General features: G+C 69.3%; 19 protein-coding genes. 8 read left to right on the top strand and 11 right to left on the bottom strand.

What is annotated here, in order from left to right; all coding sequences use genetic code 11:
- Positions 1 to 43 precede the first annotated feature (43 nt).
- Positions 44 to 733 carry a response regulator gene (locus tag ACFWUR_RS01720; RefSeq protein WP_378900247.1) on the bottom strand — a complete coding sequence of 230 codons (690 nt, stop codon included), beginning with the start codon at positions 731 to 733 and terminating at the stop codon, positions 44 to 46.
- Positions 730 to 2,043: a sensor histidine kinase gene (locus tag ACFWUR_RS01715; RefSeq protein ID WP_378900245.1), complete on the bottom strand. Its 1,314-nt coding sequence runs from the start codon at positions 2,041 to 2,043 to the stop codon at positions 730 to 732. Before ACFWUR_RS01715 ends, ACFWUR_RS01720 begins: the two co-directional genes overlap by 4 nt.
- Positions 2,044 to 2,199: 156 nt before the next feature.
- Here ACFWUR_RS01715 and ACFWUR_RS01710 point away from each other — a divergent pair, with 156 nt between their 5' ends.
- The 3 genes from ACFWUR_RS01710 to ACFWUR_RS01700 are packed head-to-tail and all read left to right on the top strand — an operon-like array spanning position 2,200 to position 5,762.
- On the top strand, positions 2,200 to 2,523 hold the full coding sequence (locus ACFWUR_RS01710; RefSeq protein WP_378900243.1) for a hypothetical protein: 324 nt from the start codon (positions 2,200 to 2,202) through the stop codon (positions 2,521 to 2,523).
- 27 nt (positions 2,524 to 2,550) lie between these two features.
- Positions 2,551 to 3,273: an ABC transporter ATP-binding protein gene (locus ACFWUR_RS01705; RefSeq protein ID WP_378900241.1), complete on the top strand. Its 723-nt coding sequence runs from the start codon at positions 2,551 to 2,553 to the stop codon at positions 3,271 to 3,273.
- Positions 3,270 to 5,762: an ABC transporter permease gene (locus ACFWUR_RS01700; RefSeq protein ID WP_378900239.1), complete on the top strand. Its 2,493-nt coding sequence runs from the start codon at positions 3,270 to 3,272 to the stop codon at positions 5,760 to 5,762. The genes ACFWUR_RS01705 and ACFWUR_RS01700 overlap by 4 nt, the downstream gene beginning before the upstream one ends.
- Before the next feature lie 675 nt (positions 5,763 to 6,437).
- Here the strand turns inward: ACFWUR_RS01700 and ACFWUR_RS01695 are convergent.
- The gene (locus ACFWUR_RS01695; protein ID WP_378900237.1) at positions 6,438 to 9,110 is read right to left on the bottom strand and encodes a protein kinase; all 2,673 of its coding nucleotides are present in this window, start codon (positions 9,108 to 9,110) and stop codon (positions 6,438 to 6,440) included.
- Between the two features lie 156 nt (positions 9,111 to 9,266).
- Between ACFWUR_RS01695 and ACFWUR_RS01690 the strand changes: the two genes are divergently transcribed.
- A complete protein-coding gene (locus ACFWUR_RS01690) occupies positions 9,267 to 10,163 on the top strand; it encodes a hypothetical protein (protein WP_378900235.1) in 897 nt (298 codons plus the stop codon).
- A 10-nt stretch (positions 10,164 to 10,173) separates the two neighbouring features.
- Here the strand turns inward: ACFWUR_RS01690 and ACFWUR_RS01685 are convergent, their stop codons facing one another.
- Positions 10,174 to 10,839, bottom strand: coding sequence for a response regulator (locus ACFWUR_RS01685; RefSeq protein WP_378900232.1), 666 nt, complete (start codon positions 10,837 to 10,839; stop codon positions 10,174 to 10,176).
- A gap of 57 nt (positions 10,840 to 10,896) precedes the next feature.
- The gene (locus tag ACFWUR_RS01680) at positions 10,897 to 12,060 is read right to left on the bottom strand and encodes a sensor histidine kinase (protein ID WP_378900229.1); all 1,164 of its coding nucleotides are present in this window, start codon (positions 12,058 to 12,060) and stop codon (positions 10,897 to 10,899) included.
- Between the two features lie 166 nt (positions 12,061 to 12,226).
- Here ACFWUR_RS01680 and ACFWUR_RS01675 point away from each other — a divergent pair, with 166 nt between their 5' ends.
- Both ACFWUR_RS01675 and ACFWUR_RS01670 read left to right on the top strand, forming a co-directional pair.
- Positions 12,227 to 12,973, top strand: coding sequence for a hypothetical protein (locus ACFWUR_RS01675; protein ID WP_378900226.1), 747 nt, complete (start codon positions 12,227 to 12,229; stop codon positions 12,971 to 12,973).
- Between the two features lie 65 nt (positions 12,974 to 13,038).
- On the top strand, positions 13,039 to 13,470 hold the full coding sequence (locus ACFWUR_RS01670; RefSeq protein ID WP_378900223.1) for an SRPBCC family protein: 432 nt from the start codon (positions 13,039 to 13,041) through the stop codon (positions 13,468 to 13,470).
- 172 nt (positions 13,471 to 13,642) lie between these two features.
- Here the strand turns inward: ACFWUR_RS01670 and gatA are convergent, their stop codons facing one another.
- Together gatA and gatC are read right to left on the bottom strand one after the other, a co-directional pair.
- Positions 13,643 to 15,130 (bottom strand): Asp-tRNA(Asn)/Glu-tRNA(Gln) amidotransferase subunit GatA, encoded by a 1,488-nt coding sequence (gene gatA / locus ACFWUR_RS01665; protein ID WP_378900221.1) that lies wholly within the window; start codon positions 15,128 to 15,130, stop codon positions 13,643 to 13,645.
- On the bottom strand, positions 15,127 to 15,423 hold the full coding sequence (gene gatC, locus ACFWUR_RS01660) for an Asp-tRNA(Asn)/Glu-tRNA(Gln) amidotransferase subunit GatC (RefSeq protein ID WP_378900218.1): 297 nt from the start codon (positions 15,421 to 15,423) through the stop codon (positions 15,127 to 15,129). Before gatC ends, gatA begins: the two co-directional genes overlap by 4 nt.
- 300 nt (positions 15,424 to 15,723) lie before the next feature.
- Here gatC and ACFWUR_RS01655 point away from each other — a divergent pair, with 300 nt between their 5' ends.
- The gene (locus tag ACFWUR_RS01655; protein WP_378900215.1) at positions 15,724 to 16,374 is read left to right on the top strand and encodes an amino acid-binding protein; all 651 of its coding nucleotides are present in this window, start codon (positions 15,724 to 15,726) and stop codon (positions 16,372 to 16,374) included.
- A 5-nt stretch (positions 16,375 to 16,379) separates the two neighbouring features.
- Here ACFWUR_RS01655 and ACFWUR_RS01650 read toward each other — a convergent pair whose 3' ends face one another.
- The 3 genes from ACFWUR_RS01650 to ACFWUR_RS01640 all read right to left on the bottom strand — a co-directional run bounded on the left by ACFWUR_RS01650 (position 16,380) and on the right by ACFWUR_RS01640 (position 18,565).
- Positions 16,380 to 16,895, bottom strand: a complete 516-nt coding sequence (locus ACFWUR_RS01650; RefSeq protein ID WP_378900212.1) for a GNAT family N-acetyltransferase — start codon at positions 16,893 to 16,895, stop codon at positions 16,380 to 16,382.
- A gap of 71 nt (positions 16,896 to 16,966) precedes the next feature.
- The gene (locus ACFWUR_RS01645; protein WP_378900209.1) at positions 16,967 to 17,311 is read right to left on the bottom strand and encodes a hypothetical protein; all 345 of its coding nucleotides are present in this window, start codon (positions 17,309 to 17,311) and stop codon (positions 16,967 to 16,969) included.
- 78 nt (positions 17,312 to 17,389) lie between these two features.
- Complete coding sequence (locus ACFWUR_RS01640) at positions 17,390 to 18,565, bottom strand: ATP/GTP-binding protein (RefSeq protein WP_378900206.1); 1,176 nt, start codon at positions 18,563 to 18,565, stop codon at positions 17,390 to 17,392.
- Positions 18,566 to 18,909: 344 nt separating this feature from the next.
- Between ACFWUR_RS01640 and ACFWUR_RS01635 the strand changes: the two genes are divergently transcribed.
- On the top strand, positions 18,910 to 19,263 hold the full coding sequence (locus ACFWUR_RS01635) for a hypothetical protein (RefSeq protein WP_378900203.1): 354 nt from the start codon (positions 18,910 to 18,912) through the stop codon (positions 19,261 to 19,263).
- Between the two features lie 10 nt (positions 19,264 to 19,273).
- On the opposite strand, the gene ligA is transcribed toward ACFWUR_RS01635, so the two are convergent.
- On the bottom strand, positions 19,274 to 21,388 hold the full coding sequence (gene ligA / locus ACFWUR_RS01630; RefSeq protein ID WP_378900554.1) for an NAD-dependent DNA ligase LigA: 2,115 nt from the start codon (positions 21,386 to 21,388) through the stop codon (positions 19,274 to 19,276).
- Positions 21,389 to 21,419 lie beyond the last annotated feature (31 nt).

Here is a 21,419-nt window from a genome sequence, read left to right as displayed (position 1 = left end):
CAGCGTCCGCCTCCCACTTCTGGCAGGCCCGTGGACCTGCTTCTCAGTAGGAAGATTCTCCCGGTGTCACTACGCCGTGGTCAAACGCGAACACGATCGCGGCGGCGCGATCACGCAGGTCGAGCTTGCCGAATATGTGTCCGACGTGGCTTTTCACCGTAACTTCCGAGATGCCGAGTTCGGCGGCGATCTCGCTGTTGACCCGGCCGGAGCCGATCAATTCGAGCACTTCGTACTCGCGGGCGGTGAGTTCGCCGAGTCGGCGATCGCCGCGGGTACCGACCGGTTTCACTGTTCGGTAGGCCGTGAGGACCCGCCCGGTCACCGAGGGGTCCAGCCACGCGCCACCGCCCGCCACGGTGCGGACCGCGCGGATCAGATCCTCCGCGGGCGAATCCTTGAGCAGGAAGCCCGCGGCGCCCGCGCGCAACGCACCGGAAAGCAGTTGATCGTCGTCGAAGGTGGTGAGCACCAGCACCGGCGGGGCGTCGGCGCGGGCGCGCAGCAACCTGGTCGCATCGATGCCACCGACCCGTTTCATCCGCAGATCCATCAGCACCACGTCGGGTCGTTGCGCCGCGACGGCGGCCGCGACCTCGTCGCCGTCGGCGCACTCGTTGATGGTGAAGCCGTCGCGGCGGCGCAGGATCCGGCGCAATCCACCGCGCACGAGTTCCTGATCGTCGACCACGAGCACTGTCACCAGCTGCTCGATCGGCGAAGCGGTCGTCACGTGTCCTCCTGGGTTCTGTTCCAGAGCTTGCCCGGCAGCATGGTCGAGATGGCGGCGCACGAGCCCGTTTTGAGCGGGAATCCGACCCGCACGGTCCAGCCGTTGTCGTCGCTGCCCGCGGTGATCTTCCCACCGAGCAGTTCGGTGCGCTTGCGCATACCGCGCAATCCCATTCCGGTGTCACGCCGCGGCGCCGGGTCGAGCGCGAGTGGATTCGACACCGTCAGCGTCGCGGCCTCGGCGGTGACATCGAGGCGGACCGTGGCCGCGGTGCCGGGAGCGTGCTTGGTGACGTTGGCCAGTGATTCCTGGCCGATCCGGTACAGCGCGTGACCGATCGCGCCGGTCACCGTGGTCAGGTCGCCGGTGCGCCGGAAGTCGACCGCGAGTCCGGCGCGACGGAAGTCGCCGACGAGCTCCTCGATGTCGGCCGCGCCCGGCTCGGGTGTGAGTTGCGCCGGTCCCGCGTCGAGCATGCCGACGGTGCGTCGAATGTCGGCCATGGCTTGTCGGCCGAGCCGTTCGGCCTCCACGAGGGCCTCGACCGCCTCGGTGACGTCGTCGTCGGTCTGCAGTGCGCGCCGGGCGGCGGTCAGGTGCAGCAGGGTGATCGAGAGCGAATGGGCGATCACATCGTGCACTTCGCGGGCGATCCTGCGCCGTTCCTCGTCGGCGGCCTGTCCGGAGCGGATCACTTGGGTCTCACGCTCCTGATAGAGGAACCGGCGCTGGTACTGCAGCATCACCCCGACGAACATGCCGAGCAGGATGCCGAGGACGTACATCGGCAGGCCTTCCAGCCGCTGCCCACCCCAGTGCAGGTGGCCCGCGAGATCGAAGGCGACCAGTTGGGCGATGGCGAGCGCGCTGAACCCGATGGTGATGCCGCGCGGCGCGATGGCGGCCACCTCGCCGGCGACGATCACCAGCACGAACGGCGCGAAATCCGAGCTCACCGGTTGCAGCAGGAACAGCGCGCACGACGCCAGCCCACAGACCTTCAACAGCACCGGATGTGGCTTCACCCCGAAGATCGCGAACAGCGGCACCGGCAGGAAGGCGACGAACATCGCCAGCAGCGGCAGTGCGGTCGGGAAATAGGTGTGCCGCTGGATGACGGCGGCCGAGGTGGTGACCAGCATGGCCACGTCGGCGGCGACGATCACCCCGGGCGGATAGTCGAAGGGCAACAATTCGATGCGCTCGCGCACGGCGGCGACCAGCTGCGACACCCTCGCCGCAACCGCGAACCGCGGCCGACGGCTCGCCCGGCCCGGCGCCTTCGCGGGGATGGCGTGGCTCACATCCATGAGATAAGGCTAGTCGCCGCCTACCCGGCGAGCATCGTGCCGCGAACGGTACCGATCTCCTACCGCGGTAGGAGGAGAAGTCGGGTCCGCGGCACGACGATTCGGCCTGTCGGCGCCCGTAGCGTGTGATTCACCCGCTCACGGAAGGTGAAGCCCATGACCTGGACCGAACTGCACCATCGCACCGAGATCGTGCACACCGTGCTCGCCAGGGCCGCCCTCGACCCGACCGACCCGGCCCTGTTCGCCGACCTCCCCGAGCTCGACCGACTCTTCGGCGGCGCCGACGGACTGCTGCAGGCGCTGGCCAACCGTTGGGACAATCATCTCCACGTCAAACTCGAGCTGGCCGAGATCGACGGTCGCACTCCGATCCAGGCCTATCTCGAGCTGGCCGCCGAACAACCCGCCCTGCGTGCGGTTCTCGACGCCCGCCCGGTGATCGGGCAGACTACCCGCGACCGCGCACTCGCACGCTGAAACCCGAAACTCCCTGGGGGACAAGATATGCCCGACATCGAATCGCCACAGCAGCCGATGCTGGAGTTGACCCGGGTGGTCAAGCAGTATCGCGTCGGCGATCAGGAGGTGCGCGCACTCGACGAGGTGAGCTTGCGTATCGAAACAGGCCAGTTCACCTCGATCATCGGGCCGTCCGGCTCCGGCAAGAGCACCCTGCTGCACCTGCTCGGCGCGCTCGACCGCCCCGACGAGGGCTCGATCCGCTTCCGCGGGGCCGAGATCGGTGATCTCGACGAGGACAAGCAGGCCGCGTTCCGGCTCGAACAGGTCGGGTTCGTCTTCCAGTTCTTCAATCTGCTGCCCACGTTGTCGGCCTGGGAGAACGTGGCCGTGCCGAAACTGCTGGACGGCACCGGGCTGCGCAAGGCCAAGCCACGCGCGCTGGAGCTGCTCGACCTGGTCGGCCTCGGCGATCGGGCACAGCATCGACCGGCGGAACTGTCCGGTGGGCAGATGCAGCGCGTGGCGGTGGCGCGGGCGCTGATCATGGATCCGCCGCTGATCCTGGCCGACGAGCCGACCGGAAATCTCGACTCCAAGACCGGCGCCGCCATCCTCGCTCTGCTGGGAGACATTACGGCACAGGGTAATTCGGTTGTCATGGTCACTCACGACATGAATTCGATCGACTACTGCGACCGGGTGATCACCCTGCGTGACGGCCGGATCGGCGCCGACGAGCTGGCCGGCGCGCGGGTGGAAGCATGATCGCCGCGGCATGGGATCGATTGCGGCTGTTCAACTTCGGCGAGCTGCTGCGCCACCCCGGCCGCACCCTGATGTCCGGGGCGGTGATGGGAGTGTCGGCGGCGTTGATCGTGGCGGTGCTGAGCATCTCCGGCTCGGTCACCGGATCGGTCGACAAGCTCACCAAGGGCCTGGCGGGCACTGCCGAGCTCGAGATCACCGGAATCACCGACGCGGGTTTCGAACAGTCACTACTGCCCCGGATCGCCGCGACGCCCGGGGTGGCCACAGCGGTGCCGATGCTGCGCGCGACCTTGGGCGCAGGCCCCGATCGGGCACTGCTGATCGGGGCCGATCAGACGATCGGCGCGCTCGGTAGCGACCTGGCGGGGCCGATGTCGCAGTACACCACCAAGCTGATCGCCACGGAGCGCGGCGTGCTGGTCGGTGCGGCCATGGGCCTGCGCGAAGGCGACCCGATACCGATCGGAGCGGGCACCGCGAAGGTGGCCGCCGTTCTCGACTCCGAGGCGACCGACCGGCTCAACAGCGGCCACGTGGTGGCCGGGCCGCTGCCGCTGATCCAATTCCTCACCGACCGGGTCGGCAAGCTCGATTCGGTGCAGATCGTGGTGAAACCCGGCACCGACGTGGCCGCGCTGCGCACCGCGCTCACCGAGGCGGTGGACGGGCGTGCCGTGGTGGCCGAGCCGAGTCTGCGTACCGCGCAGGCCGGTGGCGCGATCCAGATCATGCGGTATTCGACACTGATGTCGTCGGCGGCGGCACTGATCGTGTCGGCCTTCCTGATCTACAACGCGATGAGTATGGCCGTGGCCCAACGCAGGCCGACCCTGTCGCTGTTGCGCGCGATCGGCGGAAAGCGCGCGCCGATGGTGCGCGATCTGCTCGTCGAGGCCGCGCTGCTCGGGCTGATCGGTGGGGCGATCGGCGCCGCGATCGGCGCGCTGATGGGGCGGTTCGCGATCGGCAGGCTGCCCGCCGCGATCGTGCAATCGGTCGAGGCGCGGACCGAATTCGAGGTCCCGAATTACGCGGTGCCCGTGGCGATCACCGCCTGTGTGGTGGCGACGGTGCTGGCGGCGTCGATCGCCGCCCGGCAGGTGTACAAGGTGGCCCCGGTCGAGGCGCTGGCCCCCGTCGAGGCCGGCGATGCCGCCGCCACCGGTTCGGTGCTGCGCTGGGCGGGGCTGGGCGGCGGGCTGCTTCTCGGCGCGGGGGCGGTCGTCGTCGCCTTCCTCGACCTCGGACGGCTCTCGCTGGCCGCGATCACGATGTCGTTCACCGCGACGGTGTTTCTGTGTTTCGCCGCCACCGGGCCGATCGTGCGCGGATCGGCGGTGATCGCCCGCTGGTTCGGCGCGCCGGGTGCGCTCGGGGCCACCTCGCTGGAACGCGCGCCGCGGCGCGTGTGGGCTACCGCGATGACGGTGATGATCGGGGTCGCGGCGGTGGTCGCCCTCGGTGGCGCGGCGGGCAACATGGTGAAGTCGGCGACCGATTCGTTCCAAAGTCTCGGCGAGACCGACCTCTACGTGAGCGCGAGCCCCGTCGAACAGTTCCCGACCGGCCCCGTGCTGCCCGACGGTCTGGCCGACCGCGTCGCGGCCGTGCCCGGTGTCGAACGGGTGAATCCCGGACAGATGGCTTTCGCGACGATCGGCAGTGGCCGGGTGATGCTGCAGGGTTATCCGCCGAGCACCTCCGACACCCGCCTCGGCGCGGTGGACCCGGCGGTGATCGACCGGATGGAGCGGCGCGAAGGGGTGGTCATCACCCGCGACGTGGCACGTTCGATGTCGCTGTCCGCCGGTGACGAGATCACCATGCCCACTCCGTCGGGTGAGCGTAGAACCGCGGTGCTGCAAGTGATCCCGTACTTCACCGCGGTCTCCGGCGTGGTGATGATGAATCTCGATCAGATGCGGGAGTGGTATCAGCGACCCGGCGAAACGATCCTGTCGATCCAGTACGCCTCCGGCGCCGACCCCGACGCGGTACAAGCCGCGGTCCGCGCGGTGGTCCCGCAGGAGATCCATGTCGACACCGGCGCCGACATGGTCGCCGCGATCTCCTCGAGCGTCCAGCAGGGTGCGGCGATGAGCAACATGATCCTGTGGATCGTGGTCCTGGTGGCGACGGTGGCACTGCTGAACACCCTGATGCTGTCGGTGCTGGAGCGACGCAGGGAACTGGGGGTGCTGCGGGCCATGGGCACCAACCGCAAGTTCCTCCTGCGCTCGGTGCTTGCCGAAGCCGCGGGCATCGGATTCATCGGCGCCGCCATCGGACTCGTCGTCGGCGTCACGGTGCAGTATCTGGCCACCGTGGCGATCGGCCACGCGATGACCATCGACATCCTCTACCGCCCGAGCCCCCTGATCGCCATCTACGGGATGGTCGCGCTGGGTCTCGCGTTGCTGGGATCGATCCCGCCTGCCCTGCGCGCGGCCAGGATGCCGATCGTCGCTGCGCTGGCCGTCGACTGATATCGGTCGCTGCGGTAGCGACCGTCGGCTGATGTCGGGTCGCGACCGGGCGGCCGTCGACTGATGTCGGTCACGGTCGAGCTGGCCGTCAGCTGACGGTGGTCGCGGCCGGGGCTGGCCGTGAGCTGATGTCGGTCGCGGCCGGGCCGGCAGACAACTGACGTCGGTCGCTGCGGTGGCCGACCGTCGGCTGATGTCGGGTCGCGACCGGGGAGGCCGTCAACTGATGTCGGTCACGGTCGAGCTGGCCGTCAGCTGACGGTAGTCGCGGCCGGGGATGGCCGTCAGCTGACGTCGGTCACGGCCGGGCCGGCCAGCAACTGACGTCGGTCACGGCAGGGCTGGCCGTCAGCTGACGGTGGTCGCGGCCGGGGATGGCCGTCAGCTGACGTCGGTCACGGCCGGGCCGGCAGGCAACTGACGTCGGTCGCGGCTGCGTCGGGCAATTCTGCCCGGCGCAGCGGCGGCGACAGGTCGACCGCCGCGGCGTCAGCCGTAAACCGCATCGGCGGCGCGCGCTCGTCCGACGGTGACCGGGCTCGTCCGACGGTCGTCCCATGGTGACCGCTCGTCCGGCGCTGTGGCAACGAGCGACTGGCATGGGCACGACCGGAGCAGTCATGAGCGGGTCACCCTCGTACCGCCTGGCGCGGGGAGACGCTCAGACGCTCTCGGTCAGAGAGGCACGTCTACCCACCACGCGATGACCTCGTCCTGCGCGGAGGGACGCGGGGCGCCGCCGGTACCGCTACTACCGCGGCGACTCACCACGACGAGGTAATTCGCGCGCTCGGAGTCGTCGGGGAAGCTCATCGTCTGATGTGCGGTCTGCACGCGAGTGCTCGCCGGATCCTGAACCGTCCACCGCTGCAGCCAGTACGGCACTCCGTCCTTGTCCCCCGCGTACCGCACCGTGGCGGGTAGCGCCTCCGACACCGACCGCGCCTGACTCGCGCTCGCGTACTCCAGGACCAGGTAGCTCACCGCTCCCGGCTGATTGTCGGCCCGCTCGCACTGCCACCCGCTGGTGATCGGAGTCCACTGCAGCGCAGGCTCTTTCCACGCCAGCTCGCTGACATCGCGCACCCCCCTGCACCGTGCGCCCCGATACCCCACCCCATCACTCATCTCCCCCTGCGGCACCAGGGTCGGAAAGACTCGCCGACTCTCCCCGAACGAATCCGCGACCTCCGCCACCGAATTCGACGGCCCGCTCGCGCCACTCGCCACCTCGGGCTCGTCGTCGTCCCCCGGCAACACCACCACAACCAACGCGACCACCAACGCCACCAGCACCACGACCAAAGCCACCAACAGAACCCACCCGAACCGCTGCATCCCCGACACCCGCCGGGGCACCGGCCAGTACCCACGATGCGGCACCGCCCAAGGCCCCCGCGGTCCGGGCCGCACCCCACCGTGCTGCGCCCCCGCGCCACCCGGCACAACAGCACCACCAGGCTGCCCCGCCGCGACCGACCGCCCCACCTCAGCTTGCTGACCCGCGGCGCCTAGCTGACCCGCGATGCCGAGCTGACCTGCGGCGCCTAAATGACCCACAGCACCCGGCTGACCCATAGCACCAGCCTGACCCGCAGCGCTCGACTGACCCGCAGCGCTGGCCTGGTTCGCAGCGCTCGGCTGACCCACATCACCTGCTCGACCCGCAGCGCTCGGCTCACCCCCAGCACCCGACTGCCCCACAACACCAGCCTGACCCGCAGCGCTCGACTGACCTACGGCACCCGACTGACCCACAACACCCGCGTGACCAGCAGCGCTCTGCGCCGCGCCGTCCTGCTGTCCCGCCTGGCTGGACTGCCCTGCGACCTCGTCCGACGCCACAGGCCCCGCTGGGGCCGCCTTCGACGCCCCCGCGATCGACGTCACCGTGGTCAAGGCCGCGGCGTTCGCCGCATCCAGCTCGCCCGCGTCGCCCATAGGCACCACATCGGTCGACGCGGTAGCTGAGACCTCGCCGGAATCCGTGCCGACGGGCGCCCGCGAATCGTCCGGCCGAGCACCTGTGGACAACGGCTTGTCGAGAGATATCGCACTGGAGGGGATTGCGGAATCGCCGCCGGGTGCCGGAATCGCCGCTTCGCCGTGTTCCCCATGGGCCCTTCGACCGCCGGCCGAGGACGGCAGGTCGGTTGGTGCCACCGCCGCTGACGAAGCAGCAGGCGGGGCCGCGGCGGGCTGGGGCGCACCGGGCGGAGATTGCCGCATATTCGGCTGTGCGGCAACGGGACCCGCTGCCGGACGCTGAACCACTTCCCCGGGCGGCACCGCAACGCTGGGCGCAGCCGGTCGCTGTCCCGCCGGCGGGACAGCCCCGAGCGGCGGAGGCGGCGCCTGCCATTGGGGTTGTGGAGCAGGCGGCGCGGGTGACGCCTGGTAGCCGGGCGCCATCATGCCCGGCTGTGCGAAGGGCGCGGCCGGACCTTGCTGCGGAGCAGGCGGGTAGTAGACGGGCGGCGAGTTGGCGGGTGGGCGCGGCAGTACCGGTGGGGTTTTGGAGGTCAACGCCTGGCGGGCAGCCGTGGCGAAGGCCACGCAGGAATCGAACCGGGCCGCCGGATGTTTCGCCATCGCGGCGGCGAGGACGGCGTCCATCATCGGCGGTAGACCCGCGCGGCGCAGCGCCAGGGGTGGGGGCGCGGCGTAGAGGGTTCCGCGGATGATCTCGTTCGGGTCGGCGGAGTCGAAGGGGGCAGACCCGGTGAACATCCAGTACAGCGAACACGCGAGCGAGTACTGATCGGAGCGGTGGTCGAGTTCGGCACCGGTCATCTGCTCCGGCGACGCGTAAGCCAGTGTCGCGGTGAACATTCCCTGCTGGGTGAGATGGGTGGAGTCGGCGCGCAGGCGGGCGATGCCGAAGTCGGTGAGGAAGACCCGCTCGCCCGCGCCGCCGGTGGAGCGGGCCAGCAAGATGTTGGCGGGCTTCACATCTCGGTGCAGCACTCCCCTGCCGTGCGCGTAGTCCAACGCGTCGGCGACCCCCTCGATGATCTGTACGGCCCGCTCGGGCGGCAGTGCCATCGGGTCGACGGTCGCGGCGTCGATCCCGTCGACGTACTGCATGCTGATCCAGAGTTGTTCACCCTCGGTCCCCCGGTCGAAGACGGTGACGATGCCGGGGTGATCGAGTCCGGCGGCGAGATCGGCCTCGCGTTCGAATCGCGCGCGAATTCGCTCGTCGGCGAACAGGTCCCGATTGAGCAGCTTGAGCGCGGTCAGCCGGTCCAAGCGCGGATGCCGGGCCAGATACACCGTGCCCATGCCGCCCTGGCCCAACATCGCCTCGATGGTGAACCCGGCGAACACCTCACCGATGTCGTGCACTGCTACCCCCTTCCGACCGTGTGACCACGCTCATTCGAATTCTCGCCGAAAATCGGTGAAACTTGCTGACACCGCGTCCGGTAGTGCCGGACGCGCTCGACTAGAAGTTTGCACCGCCGAAGCACGCACGCACTGGGTGGTGGGGAGGATTCGGTGGTGAAGTCGACCGGAACGGCGGCTGCCTGTCGCAGGCTGCTGCTCTGTGGGGTGCTGGCAACGGCCGCGCTGTCCACCTCGTGTGCCATGCCCGGCACCCCGACGGCGGTGAGCGCGCCCACGGTCACCGTCAACAGCGACGACGCCTGGAATCCGGGACTGTCCATCGTGCTGCCCGATTCGCTGGCCGCGGAATTCACCCAGCTGCAGTCGAAGCTTCCCGGACAGGTCGGCATGGCCTTGATGCCGGTCGGTGGCGACCGGATGACGATCTACGGAGACTGGACCACCGGCATCGCCTGGTCCACGATGAAGATCCCGCTGGCGGTCGCCGCGTTGCGCCACGATCAGGACCAGTCGATCTTCGAGATGGCGCAGGCCGCGATCACGGTGTCGGACAACGACGCCGCCGAAGGCCTGTGGGAATCTCTGGGTGACGCACCGGAAGCCGCCGACGCCGTGCAGCAGGTCCTCGACGAGGCGGGCGACGCGGCCACCGGCAAGTCGGGCACCCGGACCGAACTCGACGGCACCTCCTTCGGTGGCACCGAATGGTCGCTGGCCAACCAGGTGCGCTTCGCGTCGCGGTTGCCGTGCCTGCCGCAGTCCGAGGTCGTCACCGCGTTGATGGGCGAGATCACCGAGGATCAGGGCTGGGGTCTCGGCCTGCTCGACAACACCGAGTTCAAGGGCGGCTGGGGCCCCGACGACGTCACCGGGATCTACACCGTGCGCCAGTTCGGTCTGGTACCCGTCGGCAGCGGTCGTCTCGCGATAGCGCTTGCGGCGCAGGCCGATTCGGGATCCTTCGACGACACCACCGCGCTGCTCGACCGGATGGCGCTGCTGCTGGCCCGACACCTGCCGGAACTGCGCGGCGGGGTCTGCCCGCGCTGAGCGCCCCGGCTCAGCCGGGAACGACCAGGCCGGATTCATACGCCAGCACCACCGCTTGGGCGCGGTCGCGCAGCCCGAGCTTCGAGAACACCTTGGAGACATGGGTTTTCACGGTCTGTTCGGCCACGAACAGCGCGGCGGCGATCTCGGTGTTGGACAACCCCTTGGCCACCAACTCGAGAACTTCGCGTTCGCGCGGGGTCAGCGTCCCGAGCGCGGGAGCCGGGGCCACGCGCACCGTATTGCGCCTGCGGGTGACGTCGGCGATGAGCCTGCGGGTGATGGTCGGTGCGAGCAGCGCCTCACCATCGGCGACCACCCGCACCGCGCGCACCAGCTCCTCGGCGGGCGCGTCCTTGAGCAGGAACCCGCTCGCACCGATACTCAGCGCCTCGTAGACGTAGTCGTCGATGTCGAAGGTGGTGAGCATGAGCACCCGCACGGGCGGGTCGAAGTTCGCGGTCAGGATCGCGCGAGCGGCGTCGAGGCCGTTCATCTGCGGCATCCGCACATCCATCAGCACCACATCGGGACGCAGCCGCTTGGCCTCGGCCACCGCCACTTTGCCGTCAGGTGCGTCGCCGACGACGCTGATGTCGGTCTGCGCGCCCAACAGGGCACCGAAACCCTGGCGCACCATCGCCTGGTCGTCGGCGATCAACACGGTAATAGCCACCCGACCACCTTAGTAGGCACAGACGCGAAGCGGTCCCCGGTCTTTCACACACCGCGCCTAGTGGGTGGGCAGCTTCACCGCGACCTCGAATCCGCCGGTGTGGGTGGGCCCCGCGTGGAGTTCGCCGCCGACCGCGACGACGCGAGTACGCATCCCGTCGATGCCGTGGCCACCGCCCGCACCGGGGTGCGCCACCGTGGCCGTCGCGGCGTTGTGCACGCTCACGCTCACCACGCCGGGGTCGACTGCCACCGCGACCTGCACCGCCGCACCCGGCGCGTGCCGCGCGCAGTTGGCCATCGACTCCTGCACCACGCGATAGACGACCAGCCCGGTCGTCTCCGGCACCGCATCCAGGTCCCCGGTCACCGTCCAGTCGACCGGCAGACCCGCCCGCAGGGCCGACGCGCACAGGGCAGGCACGTCCGCGGCGCGCGGCTGCGGCGCGTGTTCGGGCAACTGGCCGTCGCTGCGCAAGACCCCGAGCAGGCCCCGGATCTCGTTGAGCGCGGTGCGAGCGGTGGCGCCGATGGATTCGAACTCGGCGCGCGAGGCCGAGTCGAGGTCGTCGATCCGGTACGGCGCGGTTTGAGCCTGCACCACCACCATGGACATGTGGTGGGCCACCACATCGTGCAGGTCACGGGCGATCCGCGCCTTCTCCTCGAGGATCGCCCTGCGCGCGCGCTCGAGTTCGGTCACCTCTTCCTGCCGCTCGAGCTTGCGCCGCGAGGTCAGCAGAATCCGCACGAGGTAACCGAACAGCGCCAGCGCACCGAACCCCATCGCCCAGCCCCACAGCGGACCGGTCTCCGAGCCGGGCATGGTCGTGGCGAACAGCATCGAGGTGGCCGCCCAGGCGACGACCACGATCGGCACCGAGGCCCGCAACGCCACCGCGAACAACAGCACGAACAGCACGATGACGTGCACGACCTGGAAGGGCAGGTCGTTGTCCGCGCTCGGCTGCATGCCGATCGAGAACAGCAGCGCGGCCCCCGCGGAGATCGCCCAACCCAGCGCCGGGTTGACCCGCACGAACAGAATCGGGAAAGCGGCCAGCGCCGACAGCAGCGGCGCGACGACAGGCGAGACCCCGTGGGTCACGAACAGCGTGGGCCAGGCGATGCTGTACAAAATCAGCGCGACCAGCACCGTTGCGAGATCGAACCAGGTGCGCGCGGGTACTCGTCGCGCAGCGGGGCGCAGTGGTGCGGTCATGACAGTGAGCCTACGAACCGTCCGGTCAGCGGACCTCATACCCCCGGACCGAATACGACCCCCTACCCTGGTGTGACCCCGGCGCCGGGTCTGCCACCCGAGCGCCCCGATAAACCCGTCCGCAGCGGGATGTCCGCCGCGAGACCCGCTCCTACTGTCGGAGGCCATGAACACCCCGCTTCGCCCGGTACCCGCCGCCGCCCCGGCCCGTACCGCAGATTCCGCCGCCTCCGCGCCCGCCCAGCACCGTCGTCGCAGCGGTGTGGCCGTGTGCACGGCCGGGTTGGCCATGGCCGCCGCTGTGGTCATGTCGGCACCGGGCGCCATGGGCACCACCCCGGACGGCACCGAGAACCTCGCGGCCGCCGCCGCGGTGCGCGCGCTCACCGACGACAGCCCCGACGCCACCGCGCTCATCCCTCGCGACTTCGGCTACAAGTTCGGCTACGACCCGGTGCAGCACGACGGCCTGCTGGTGAACCCGAACGGCGGCTGCTCCTCGCCGGTGACGTTGCCCGCCGAGTTCGAGTCGGCCTGCAAGGCCCACGACCTCGGCTACGACGTACTGCGCTATGCCGAGCGGATCGACGAACCGCTCGGCGCGTGGGCACGGCGCTCGGTGGACGCGGCACTGAACCGGCGCATCCACGCGTCCTGCGAGCTGCGCGACGACGAGTTCTCCCGCGCGCGCTGCGCCGTGATGGCCGATATCGCGTTCACCGCCGTGGACGTGAATTCGCGTCGCCAGGAGTACGGCGCACCGGTGGTCGAGAACGTTTTCGCGCAGACCGACCCGGCCGACCGCCCCAACCTCTGGCCGCTCGCCCGCACGGTTCTCGGCTTGTTCGCGGTGACGGCGGCCTCGGCCGTGATCATCGACGCGCTGCGCAAGTTCCGCCGCCGCTTCGCGTAGGCACGCGCGGGCTTCCCGGGCGCGCCCGGGTTGCCGAAAACTAGAACATGTTTTAGTTTTCACGCATGTCTCTAGTCATCGACGAAACGATCGAGATCGACGCTCCCGCCGCGAAGGTGTGGGAGGTGCTCACAGATTTCGACCGCTACGGCGAGTGGAACACCTTCTGCTACGAGGCGTCGAGCACGCTGGAACCGGGCTCGCCCATCGACATGCGGGTGCAACTGGGCGGCAAACGCCGGCCCCAGCGCGAATGGATCCGCACCCACACCCCCGGGGTCGAGTTCAGTTACACGATGAAGCCGGTGCCGCTGGGCGCACTGCACAGCCTGCGCTCGCACACCGTCGTTGCGCTCGGCCCCGATCGCACCCGCTACGAGTCCCGCTTCACCCTCGCCGGTTGGCTGAGCCCCGTGGTGAACCTGGCACTCGGCAAGCACCTGCGCGCGGGCTTCGGCGCGATGACGCGAGGGGTTGCCGACCGGGCTGCGGTCTGAGGTCGGACGGCACAGGTTCGGAGCAACCGCGCTGACCGCACACTATCGACACGAACGGTCCCGATTCCGACCGTTTCGTCGAAGAGTGAGCGCTGAGCGCGGTGAACACCACTGGACCGAACACGAAGGGCGGGGCACACCAGGCCTTTCGGCCCGGCGCGCCCCGCAGTTCTCAGACGGCGCTCGGCGTCGGCAGCGCACCGCGCGCCACCTCGTAGGCCGCGCCGACCCGGTACAGGCGGTCGTCGGCCAGGGCGGGCGCCATGATCTGCAGGCCCACCGGCAGGTTGTCGTCGGCCGACAGACCCGACGGGACCGACATGCCGGGGTGGCCCGCCAGGTTGGTCGGCAGGGTGCACAGATCCGACAGGTACATGGCCAGCGGGTCGTCGACCTTCTCGCCCAGCTTCCACGGGGTGAACGGGCTGGTCGGCGAGACGAGCACGTCGACCTGTTCGTAGGCGGCGTCGAAGTCGCGCGCGATCATCGTGCGGACCTTGAGCGCTTGGCCGTAGTAGGCGTCGTAGTAGCCCGCCGACAGCGCGTAGGTGCCGATCATGATGCGGCGCTTGACCTCCGGGCCGAAGCCGGCTTCGCGGGTCGACGACATCACCTGGTCGGCACTGTGGCTGCCGTCGTCACCGACGCGCAGGCCGTAGCGCATGGCATCGAAGCGCGCGAGGTTCGACGACACCTCCGACGGCATCACCAGGTAGTACGAGGACAGCGCGTACTCGAAGCTCGGGCACGACACCTCGATCACCTCGGCGCCCAGTTCCTTCAGCACCGCGACCGCGGCGTCGAAGGAGGCGAGCACGCCGGATTGGTAGCTGTCGGAATGCAATTCGCGCACCACACCCACGCGCACGCCGGTCAGATCACCGTTGGCGCCCTGACGCGCGGCCTCGACGACGGGCGCCACCGGCACGTCACGTGAGGTGGAGTCGCGCGGGTCGTGCCCGGCGATCACCTCGTGCAGAAGTGCGGTGTCGAGCACCGTGCGACCACACGGACCGCCCTGATCCAGCGACGACGCGCACGCGATCAGGCCGTAGCGGGAGACGGTGCCGTAGGTGGGCTTCACGCCGACCGTCGCGGTGACCGCGGCGGGCTGACGAATCGAACCGCCGGTATCGGTGCCGATGGCCAGCGGCGCCTGGAACGAGGCCAGCGCCGCGGCCGATCCGCCACCGGAACCGCCGGGGATCCGGGTGGTGTCCCACGGGTTGCGCGTGGGGCCGTAGGCGGAGTTCTCGGTGGAGGAGCCCATCGCGAACTCGTCCATGTTGGTCTTGCCGAGAATCGGGATGCCCGCGGCGCGCAGCCGCGCGGTGACCGTCGCGTCGTACGGCGACATCCAGCCCTCGAGAATCTTCGAGGCACAGGTGGTGGGCATGTCGGTGGTGGTGAAAACATCCTTGAGCGCCAACGGGACTCCCGCCAGCGGCGAGGCGGGGGAATCACCCGCGGCCAGCGCGGCGTCGACGACGGCGGCGGTGGCGAGGGCTTGTTCACCCGCGACGTGGAGGAAGGCGTTGAGCTCGCCGTCGACCTTGCCGATGCGATCCAGATGCGCCTGGGTGACCTCGGTGGAGGACACCTCCCCGCCGTGGATCTTGCTCGCCAGCTCGGCAGCCGACAGCTGGGTCAACTCGCTCATGCGCCCTCTCCAAGGATCTGCGGGACCAGGAAACGCTGTTCTTCCACGGCGGGCGCCTGGTCCAGCGCCTGCTCGGGGGTGAGGCCGGGGACGACCACATCGGGCCTGGTCACATTGGTCGTCGGGTTCGGCGACGCGGTGGCGGGGACATCGGCGGCGACCTCGGTGATGGTCTGCACGTGGCTGAGGATCGAGTCCAGCTGACCGGCGAACTGGTCGAGTTCGGCGTCGGTCAACGCCAGCCGGGACAGCCGGGCGAGGTGAGCGACCTCGTCGCGGGAGATTGCGGGCACCGCGGGACCCCTTTCGGCTTCGGTGGGCAGTAGTCGGTACAGCCTAATTGGCACAGCCGCGTGGCAATCCACAGCCCCGGGCATGGCCGCGGCGCGGGCGCAGGTGCGCCGAATCGACCGGTTCGCTCGGTTGCGACGCGCCCGCCCCACACGACGGACGCACCCGCCTCGCACGAAAGTTCGCCCATGTCACGCCGGCGGGGTCATACTTCGGGTCGAGAACCCGCGTTGAGGGGTGTAAGTATTGCTTCACCGGGTATTCGTCTCGAACAACCCCGGCGGCAAGGGAAAGGAACGCACGTGTCATACCTGCTCCGCGTGCAACTTCCGGATCGACCGGGAAGCCTCGGCTCCCTCGCACTCGCCCTCGGCGGGGTCGGCGCGGACATACTCTCACTCGATGTCGTGGAACGCGGCGCCGGTTTCGCGATCGACGATCTCGTCGTCGAAGTCCCCACGGGCGCACTGCCCGACACCCTCATCACCGCCGCGGAGTCGGTGCGCGACGTGAGCGTCGATTCCATCCGCCCGTACTCCGGCGTGCTCGACACCCACCGCGAGCTCGAGCTGATCGACCAGGTCGCCAGCGCGCGCGACGACCGCCTCCAGGTTCTCGTCGACGGTTGCCCCCGCGTGCTGCGGGTCGGTTGGTCCACGATCATCGGGATGGGCCCGGCGGGCGCCTACCGCATCGTCGGCAGCCCGAGCGCCCCTGAGACACAAGCGGGTTCAGCTCCGTGGATGCCCATCGAGAAGCCGATGTGGCTCGACGGCGAGGCCGACTGGGTGCCGGAGATCTGGCGCGACATGGACACCAAACTCGCCGCCGCGCCCCTGGGCAACACCGGCAGAGCACTGCTCCTCGGCCGCCCCGGTGGGCCCGACTTCCGCCCGTCGGAGGTGGCGCGGCTCGGCTACCTCGCCGGCATCGTCGCCACCGTGCTGAACTGATCGGGTCAGCGCAGCGCGAGTCGCATGACGAACAGTTGCAGCCCGTCGTGGGTGGCCCAATCGCGTTCGGGGACCGGGACGAAACCGAGCCGCTCATAGATGCGGTGGGCATCGACCATCGAGAACATGGTGGTCAGCACGACCGCTTCGCACTCGCCTGATCTCGCCTCGTCGACGACGGCGCGGACCAGTGCGGTGCCGACCCCGAGCCCGCGTGCCTGCTTCGACACCGCGAGCATGCGGAACTCGAGTTCGCCGGGCCGCGCGATCTCCGCGTACGGCGTCCCGGGCCTGGCGACGGTCAACGAGCCGACCACCCGACCCTCGTGCTCCGCTACGAGAACCTCGGACTCGGCCGCCCGATGCGCGACGTCGGCGAGTTCGCGCACGTAGCCGTCCCCCGAGGTGACGTAGCCGTCGCCCACGTACACATCGACGGTCAGGGCGGCGACGGCGTCGTAGTCGTCGGGGTGGGCGGGACGGATCAGGAGTCCGGTGGTCCGATTGTCAGTGCCGTGCATTCTGAAATAGTCCCATCAGGACACTTGTGAGCTTCGACTCACCCGGGCCCGGGTAGGTCGGTGAGGTGTGCTCAGGAGCCGAGGTAGGGGCGCAGGCCCGGGTGGTCGGCGTGCCAGTTGTCGGGGTTGTGGGGCGGGTAGACGATGGCGAGCTGGTCGCCGGGGGCGGGCCAGTGGGCGGCGTCCCAGGCGAAGCGACGGTAGACGACCTTGCCGGTGACCGAAGGGCCGGTGACGGTGCCGGTGATCGTCACGTAGTGCTCACCGCTCATCGCGGGCAGCGGGCTGACCCCGGTCACGGAGAGCGACCCGTGCTCGAGGTGGGCTTTGCCTCGCCCGGTCCGCGCGGCGACGACGGCACCGATCGTCACCGCGAGCATCGTCACCAGCGCTACCGCCATCACCACTTCGAGCATGCGCCCATGCTATGCGCACCCTCGACCCCACCGCGGCCGTGCGCGAGCGGCGGCGCACCCCCGCCCGTCACACCCCGATCACAGCGGCGTGAGCTCGCTGACGCCCCGCGACCGGCGCAGTTGCCACACGGCGGTACGTGTGCGCTGGGAGCGGCCGTTGCCGCGGTCGATCAGGGCGCGGTCGGCAGTGGTGTAGATCAGTTGTGCGCCACGGGCATTGGTCTCCGGGTTCTGGAACAGCTGGACGAGTCGGTCGGTCTCCTCGACCGGCAGACCGGCGCCGAGGTCGTCGACCGCCAGCACCTGTCCGGTGTCGAGGGCTTCCAGCATGGCGGGCAGTACCCGCAGCAGCGAGCGGGTGGCGGTGGACTCGTCGGCCAGTTCGAACGGCACGTCGATGCCCTCGTGGACCACGCTCAGCCCGGCTCCGCGACGGTCCACCATTCGCCGGTACAGCGCGTCACGGGCCGCACGCAGGGTGCTCAGTTCACGGTCCACCAGGATCTGCTCGGGGTGGTCGAGATGACCTGCCAACGCAGCGATTTCGGCATCGAGGTCGCGCAGGTAGTCCGCGTACATCGGATCGTGTTCGGCGACGAGAAGGTCCTCGATCCCCAGATCCGCGGTGCGCAGCAACATCAGCAGGCGCGCGGCATTGTCGGGCGACCGGGAGATGTGGCTGCCGAGATCGTGGGCGAGCGCGTCGGCGTCGACATCGCCCTGCTGCACAGTCAGATTCGCCGCGAACCATCGATAGGCGGGTACCAGCGCCTCGGCGTACATCTGTCCGGCCAGACTCAACAGCAGGGCGTTCGGCCGCACCAACGGCACCAACGCCGCCACCCCGTAGCGAGCCGCCTCGAACATCGGCCCGATCTTGACCTCGTCACCAGTGCGTTCGAAGACGATCCGCTTGCGCGAGCGCGGATGCGTGTACAGCCACTCCGCGACCACGTCGGCGTTGTCGAGCCGGAAGCCGTAGGTGTAGGGCACACCCTCGGCGACGAAGCCGGCGACGAATTCCGTTGGGCGGTCGGCGAACCCGAGATGTGGTCGCCGTACCGGACCCGCATAGGGATCCCACCCGCTCACCGAATTCAGCACGGCATCGCGCATCTGCCCGAGCGCGTCGATCAAGCTCGTCTTCCCGGCGGCCGCCACCCCGTGCACGGCGGTGACCGGCACCGCCAACGGCCCGGCCCCCTTGGTCAGGCGCAGTTGCTGAGCCTGCGCCAGCGATCCGTGGTTGGTCACCTGAAAACTGCGCAGCAAGGGTCCGCCTCTCCGAGATTCTTCGCAAGACTAGGGGACGGCGAACCCCGCCGACGCGGCAGGCCGATGCGCCGGTCCGGAATCGTCGGTCGGATCAGTGGGGCGGTCGACGGCGCAGCAGGACCCGCCGTGCAGGGTTTCGGCGGCCTCGTCCTCGGTCGCCCGGTACGAGTGGGCGCACTCGACCGCCGGGCGCCGAGGTACCCGAGCCCCGCTCGGAAGGTAGCGACTACCCGGGCGTGTTCGGTGCGAACGCACTAAGGTGCTGGGCACTGCGGTCGGTTGGTCGCGGGGTCAGCGTTCGGCGACGAGGATGGGTGCGCGTGATGGCGGTTCGGATAGTGGTTCGCGGAGCGGTCGTTGCCGCGGTGACAGCGGGATCGCTCATTCCCGCGGCGCTGGTCGGCGCTCCGAGCGCGATGGCCGATCCGTGCCCGAACGGCACCGCGCGGGTGTTCCTCGGCAACTCGACCAACTCGTGTCAGGGTGCGGGGTCGGTGTCCTATACCGAGGCCCCGGTGTCGAAGGTGTGCTCGATGGCCGGCACCGATGTGACGGTCGAGATCCAGACCAACATCAAGAAGCGGCCGCTGCGCACCCAGGAGATCAGCAACGGGCAGTGCGCGGCGTTCGACATGAAGACCCAGATCGGCAACACGGTCACCGTCACCCCGAGCTGAGTCGAACGCCTCAGTCTTCGACGTCCGGCCCGGTCGGCTCCTCGACCGGTTCGACTCGGACGGCGTCGGGCCCACCCTCGAGCAACGATCGGAAACCGTCTTCGTCCAGGATCGGGACGCCCAGTTCTTCCGCTTTGGCAGCTTTGGAACCGGGGGCTTCGCCGATGACGACGAACGCCGTCTTCTTCGAGACCGAACCTGCGGCCTTGCCGCCGCGCACCAGGATCGCCTCCTTCGCGCCGTCGCGGGTGAAGCTCTGCAGTGAACCGGTGACGACGATCGACAGGCCCTCGAGGTTGCGTTCGATCGAGGCGTCGCGCTCGTCGGCCATCCGCACGCCCGCCGCACGCCACTTGTCGACGATGGCGCGGTGCCACTCGACGGTGAACCATTCGACGACCGCGGCGGCAATGGTGGGGCCGACGCCACCGGTGGCCGAGAGTTCTTCTCCGCTCGCGGATTCGATGCGTTCGAGACTGGCGAATTCGGCGGCCAACGCACGGGCCGCGGTCGGGCCGACGTGGCGGATGGACAGTGCGACGAGCACCCGCCACAGCGCAGTGTCCTTGGCCGCGTCGAGGTTTTCGAGCAGGCGGGCGCCGTTGGCCGAGAGCGCGCCGTCCTGTTTGGTGAACAACGGCACGCCGAGTAGCGATTGCTCGTCGAGGCCGAACAGGTCGCCTTCGTCGGTGATCGCACCCGAGGTGAGCAGGGCGTTGGCGGCTTCGTAGCCGAGGGCTTCGATGTCGAACGCGCCGCGGCCCGCCAGGTGGAACACGCGTTCACGTAACTGGGCGGGACAGTGCTGCTGATTGGGGCAGCGGATGTCGGCGTCGCCCTCCTTGGCGGGCGCGAGCTCGGTGGCGCATTCGGGGCAGTGCGTGGGCATGACGAATTCGCGTTCGTCGCCGGTGCGGGCGTCGACGACCGGCCCGAGAACCTCGGGGATCACGTCACCGGCCTTGCGGATGGTGACGGTGTCGCCGATCAGCACGCCCTTGCGTTTCACTTCGGAGGCGTTGTGCAGGGTGGCCATCGAGACAGTGGAACCGGCGATCGAGACCGGCGCCATCACCGCGAACGGGGTGACCCGACCGGTGCGGCCGACGTTGACTTCGATGTTGAGCAGCGTGGTGGTGGCCTCCTCGGGCGGGTACTTGTAGGCGATGGCCCAGCGCGGGGCGCGGGAGGTGGAGCCGAGGCGGCGTTGCAGGGCGGTCTCGTCGACCTTGATCACCTGGCCGTCGATCTCGTGCTCGATGTCGTGGCGGTGCTCGCCCCAGTAGGCGACCCGTTCGATGACCGCGTCGATCCCGGTGACCAGGCGGGTGTGTTCCGAGACCGGCAGGCCCCAGGCCGCGAGCGCCCGGTAGGCCTCGTGCTGGGAGCTCGGCCGGTACCCCTCGATGCGGCCGACACCGTGGCAGATCATCCGCAGCCGACGCTGCGCGGTGATCGCGGGATTCTTCTGGCGCAGCGAACCGGCGGCGGTATTGCGCGGATTCGCGTACGGCGGTTTGCCGTCGGCGACAATCTGGGCGTTCAAGGTCTCGAAATCCTCGAGCCGCAGGTACACCTCGCCACGTACTTCGAGCAGCTCCGGAATCGGGAAGCCCTCGGTAGGGGTGAGTTCGGTGGGGATGTCTTCGATGGTGCGCGCGTTGAGGGTGACGTCCTCGCCCGTTCGCCCGTCGCCACGAGTCGCCCCGCGCACCAGCTTGCCGTTCTCGTACACCAGGTTCAGCGCGACGCCGTCGATCTTGACTTCGCACAGGTAGTGCAGGTCCGACCCGGTCTCCGCTTCCACCCGACCGGCCCAGGTCCGCAGCTCGTCGAAGTCGAACACATTGTCCAGCGACAGCATCCGCTCGAGATGATCGACCGCGGTGAATTCGGTCGCGAATCCCCCGCCGACCAACTGGGTGGGCGAATCGGGTGTCCGCAGATCCGGCTGTGCCTCTTCGAGGGCTTGCAGCTCGCGCAGCAACGTGTCGAACTCGCCGTCGGTGACGATCGGCGCGTCCCGCACGTAGTAGCGGAACTGGTGCTCGCGGACCTCGTCGGCCAGCTGTTGCCACCGCACCCGCTGCTCGGGCGTAGCCGCTTGCGCACTCACCGAAACCACGCTGTCACTCACCCACCACAGGTTAGTCGAG

This window comes from Nocardia sp. NPDC058633 (assembly GCF_042717045.1).
In the GTDB taxonomy this organism is placed as follows: Bacteria; Actinomycetota; Actinomycetes; order Mycobacteriales; family Mycobacteriaceae; genus Nocardia.
The sequence above is the reverse complement of the archived record's forward strand: the minus strand, read 5'-3'. Positions and strand labels throughout refer to the sequence as shown.

What these genes read in the sequence shown, in the direction of transcription:
- ACFWUR_RS01680 (WP_378900229.1), bottom strand. Translation starts at nt 12,060, where the DNA reads ATGACCGCACCACTGCGCCCCGCTGCGCGACGAGTACCCGCGCGCACC.
- ACFWUR_RS01670 (WP_378900223.1), top strand. Translation starts at nt 13,039, where the DNA reads ATGTCTCTAGTCATCGACGAAACGATCGAGATCGACGCTCCCGCCGCG.
- ACFWUR_RS01645 (WP_378900209.1), bottom strand. Translation starts at nt 17,311, where the DNA reads ATGCTCGAAGTGGTGATGGCGGTAGCGCTGGTGACGATGCTCGCGGTG.
- ACFWUR_RS01705 (WP_378900241.1), top strand. Translation starts at nt 2,551, where the DNA reads ATGCCCGACATCGAATCGCCACAGCAGCCGATGCTGGAGTTGACCCGG.
- gatA (WP_378900221.1), bottom strand. Translation starts at nt 15,130, where the DNA reads ATGAGCGAGTTGACCCAGCTGTCGGCTGCCGAGCTGGCGAGCAAGATC.
- ACFWUR_RS01675 (WP_378900226.1), top strand. Translation starts at nt 12,227, where the DNA reads ATGAACACCCCGCTTCGCCCGGTACCCGCCGCCGCCCCGGCCCGTACC.
- ACFWUR_RS01650 (WP_378900212.1), bottom strand. Translation starts at nt 16,895, where the DNA reads ATGCACGGCACTGACAATCGGACCACCGGACTCCTGATCCGTCCCGCC.
- ACFWUR_RS01710 (WP_378900243.1), top strand. Translation starts at nt 2,200, where the DNA reads ATGACCTGGACCGAACTGCACCATCGCACCGAGATCGTGCACACCGTG.
- ACFWUR_RS01635 (WP_378900203.1), top strand. Translation starts at nt 18,910, where the DNA reads ATGGCGGTTCGGATAGTGGTTCGCGGAGCGGTCGTTGCCGCGGTGACA.
- ACFWUR_RS01700 (WP_378900239.1), top strand. Translation starts at nt 3,270, where the DNA reads ATGATCGCCGCGGCATGGGATCGATTGCGGCTGTTCAACTTCGGCGAG.
- ACFWUR_RS01715 (WP_378900245.1), bottom strand. Translation starts at nt 2,043, where the DNA reads ATGGATGTGAGCCACGCCATCCCCGCGAAGGCGCCGGGCCGGGCGAGC.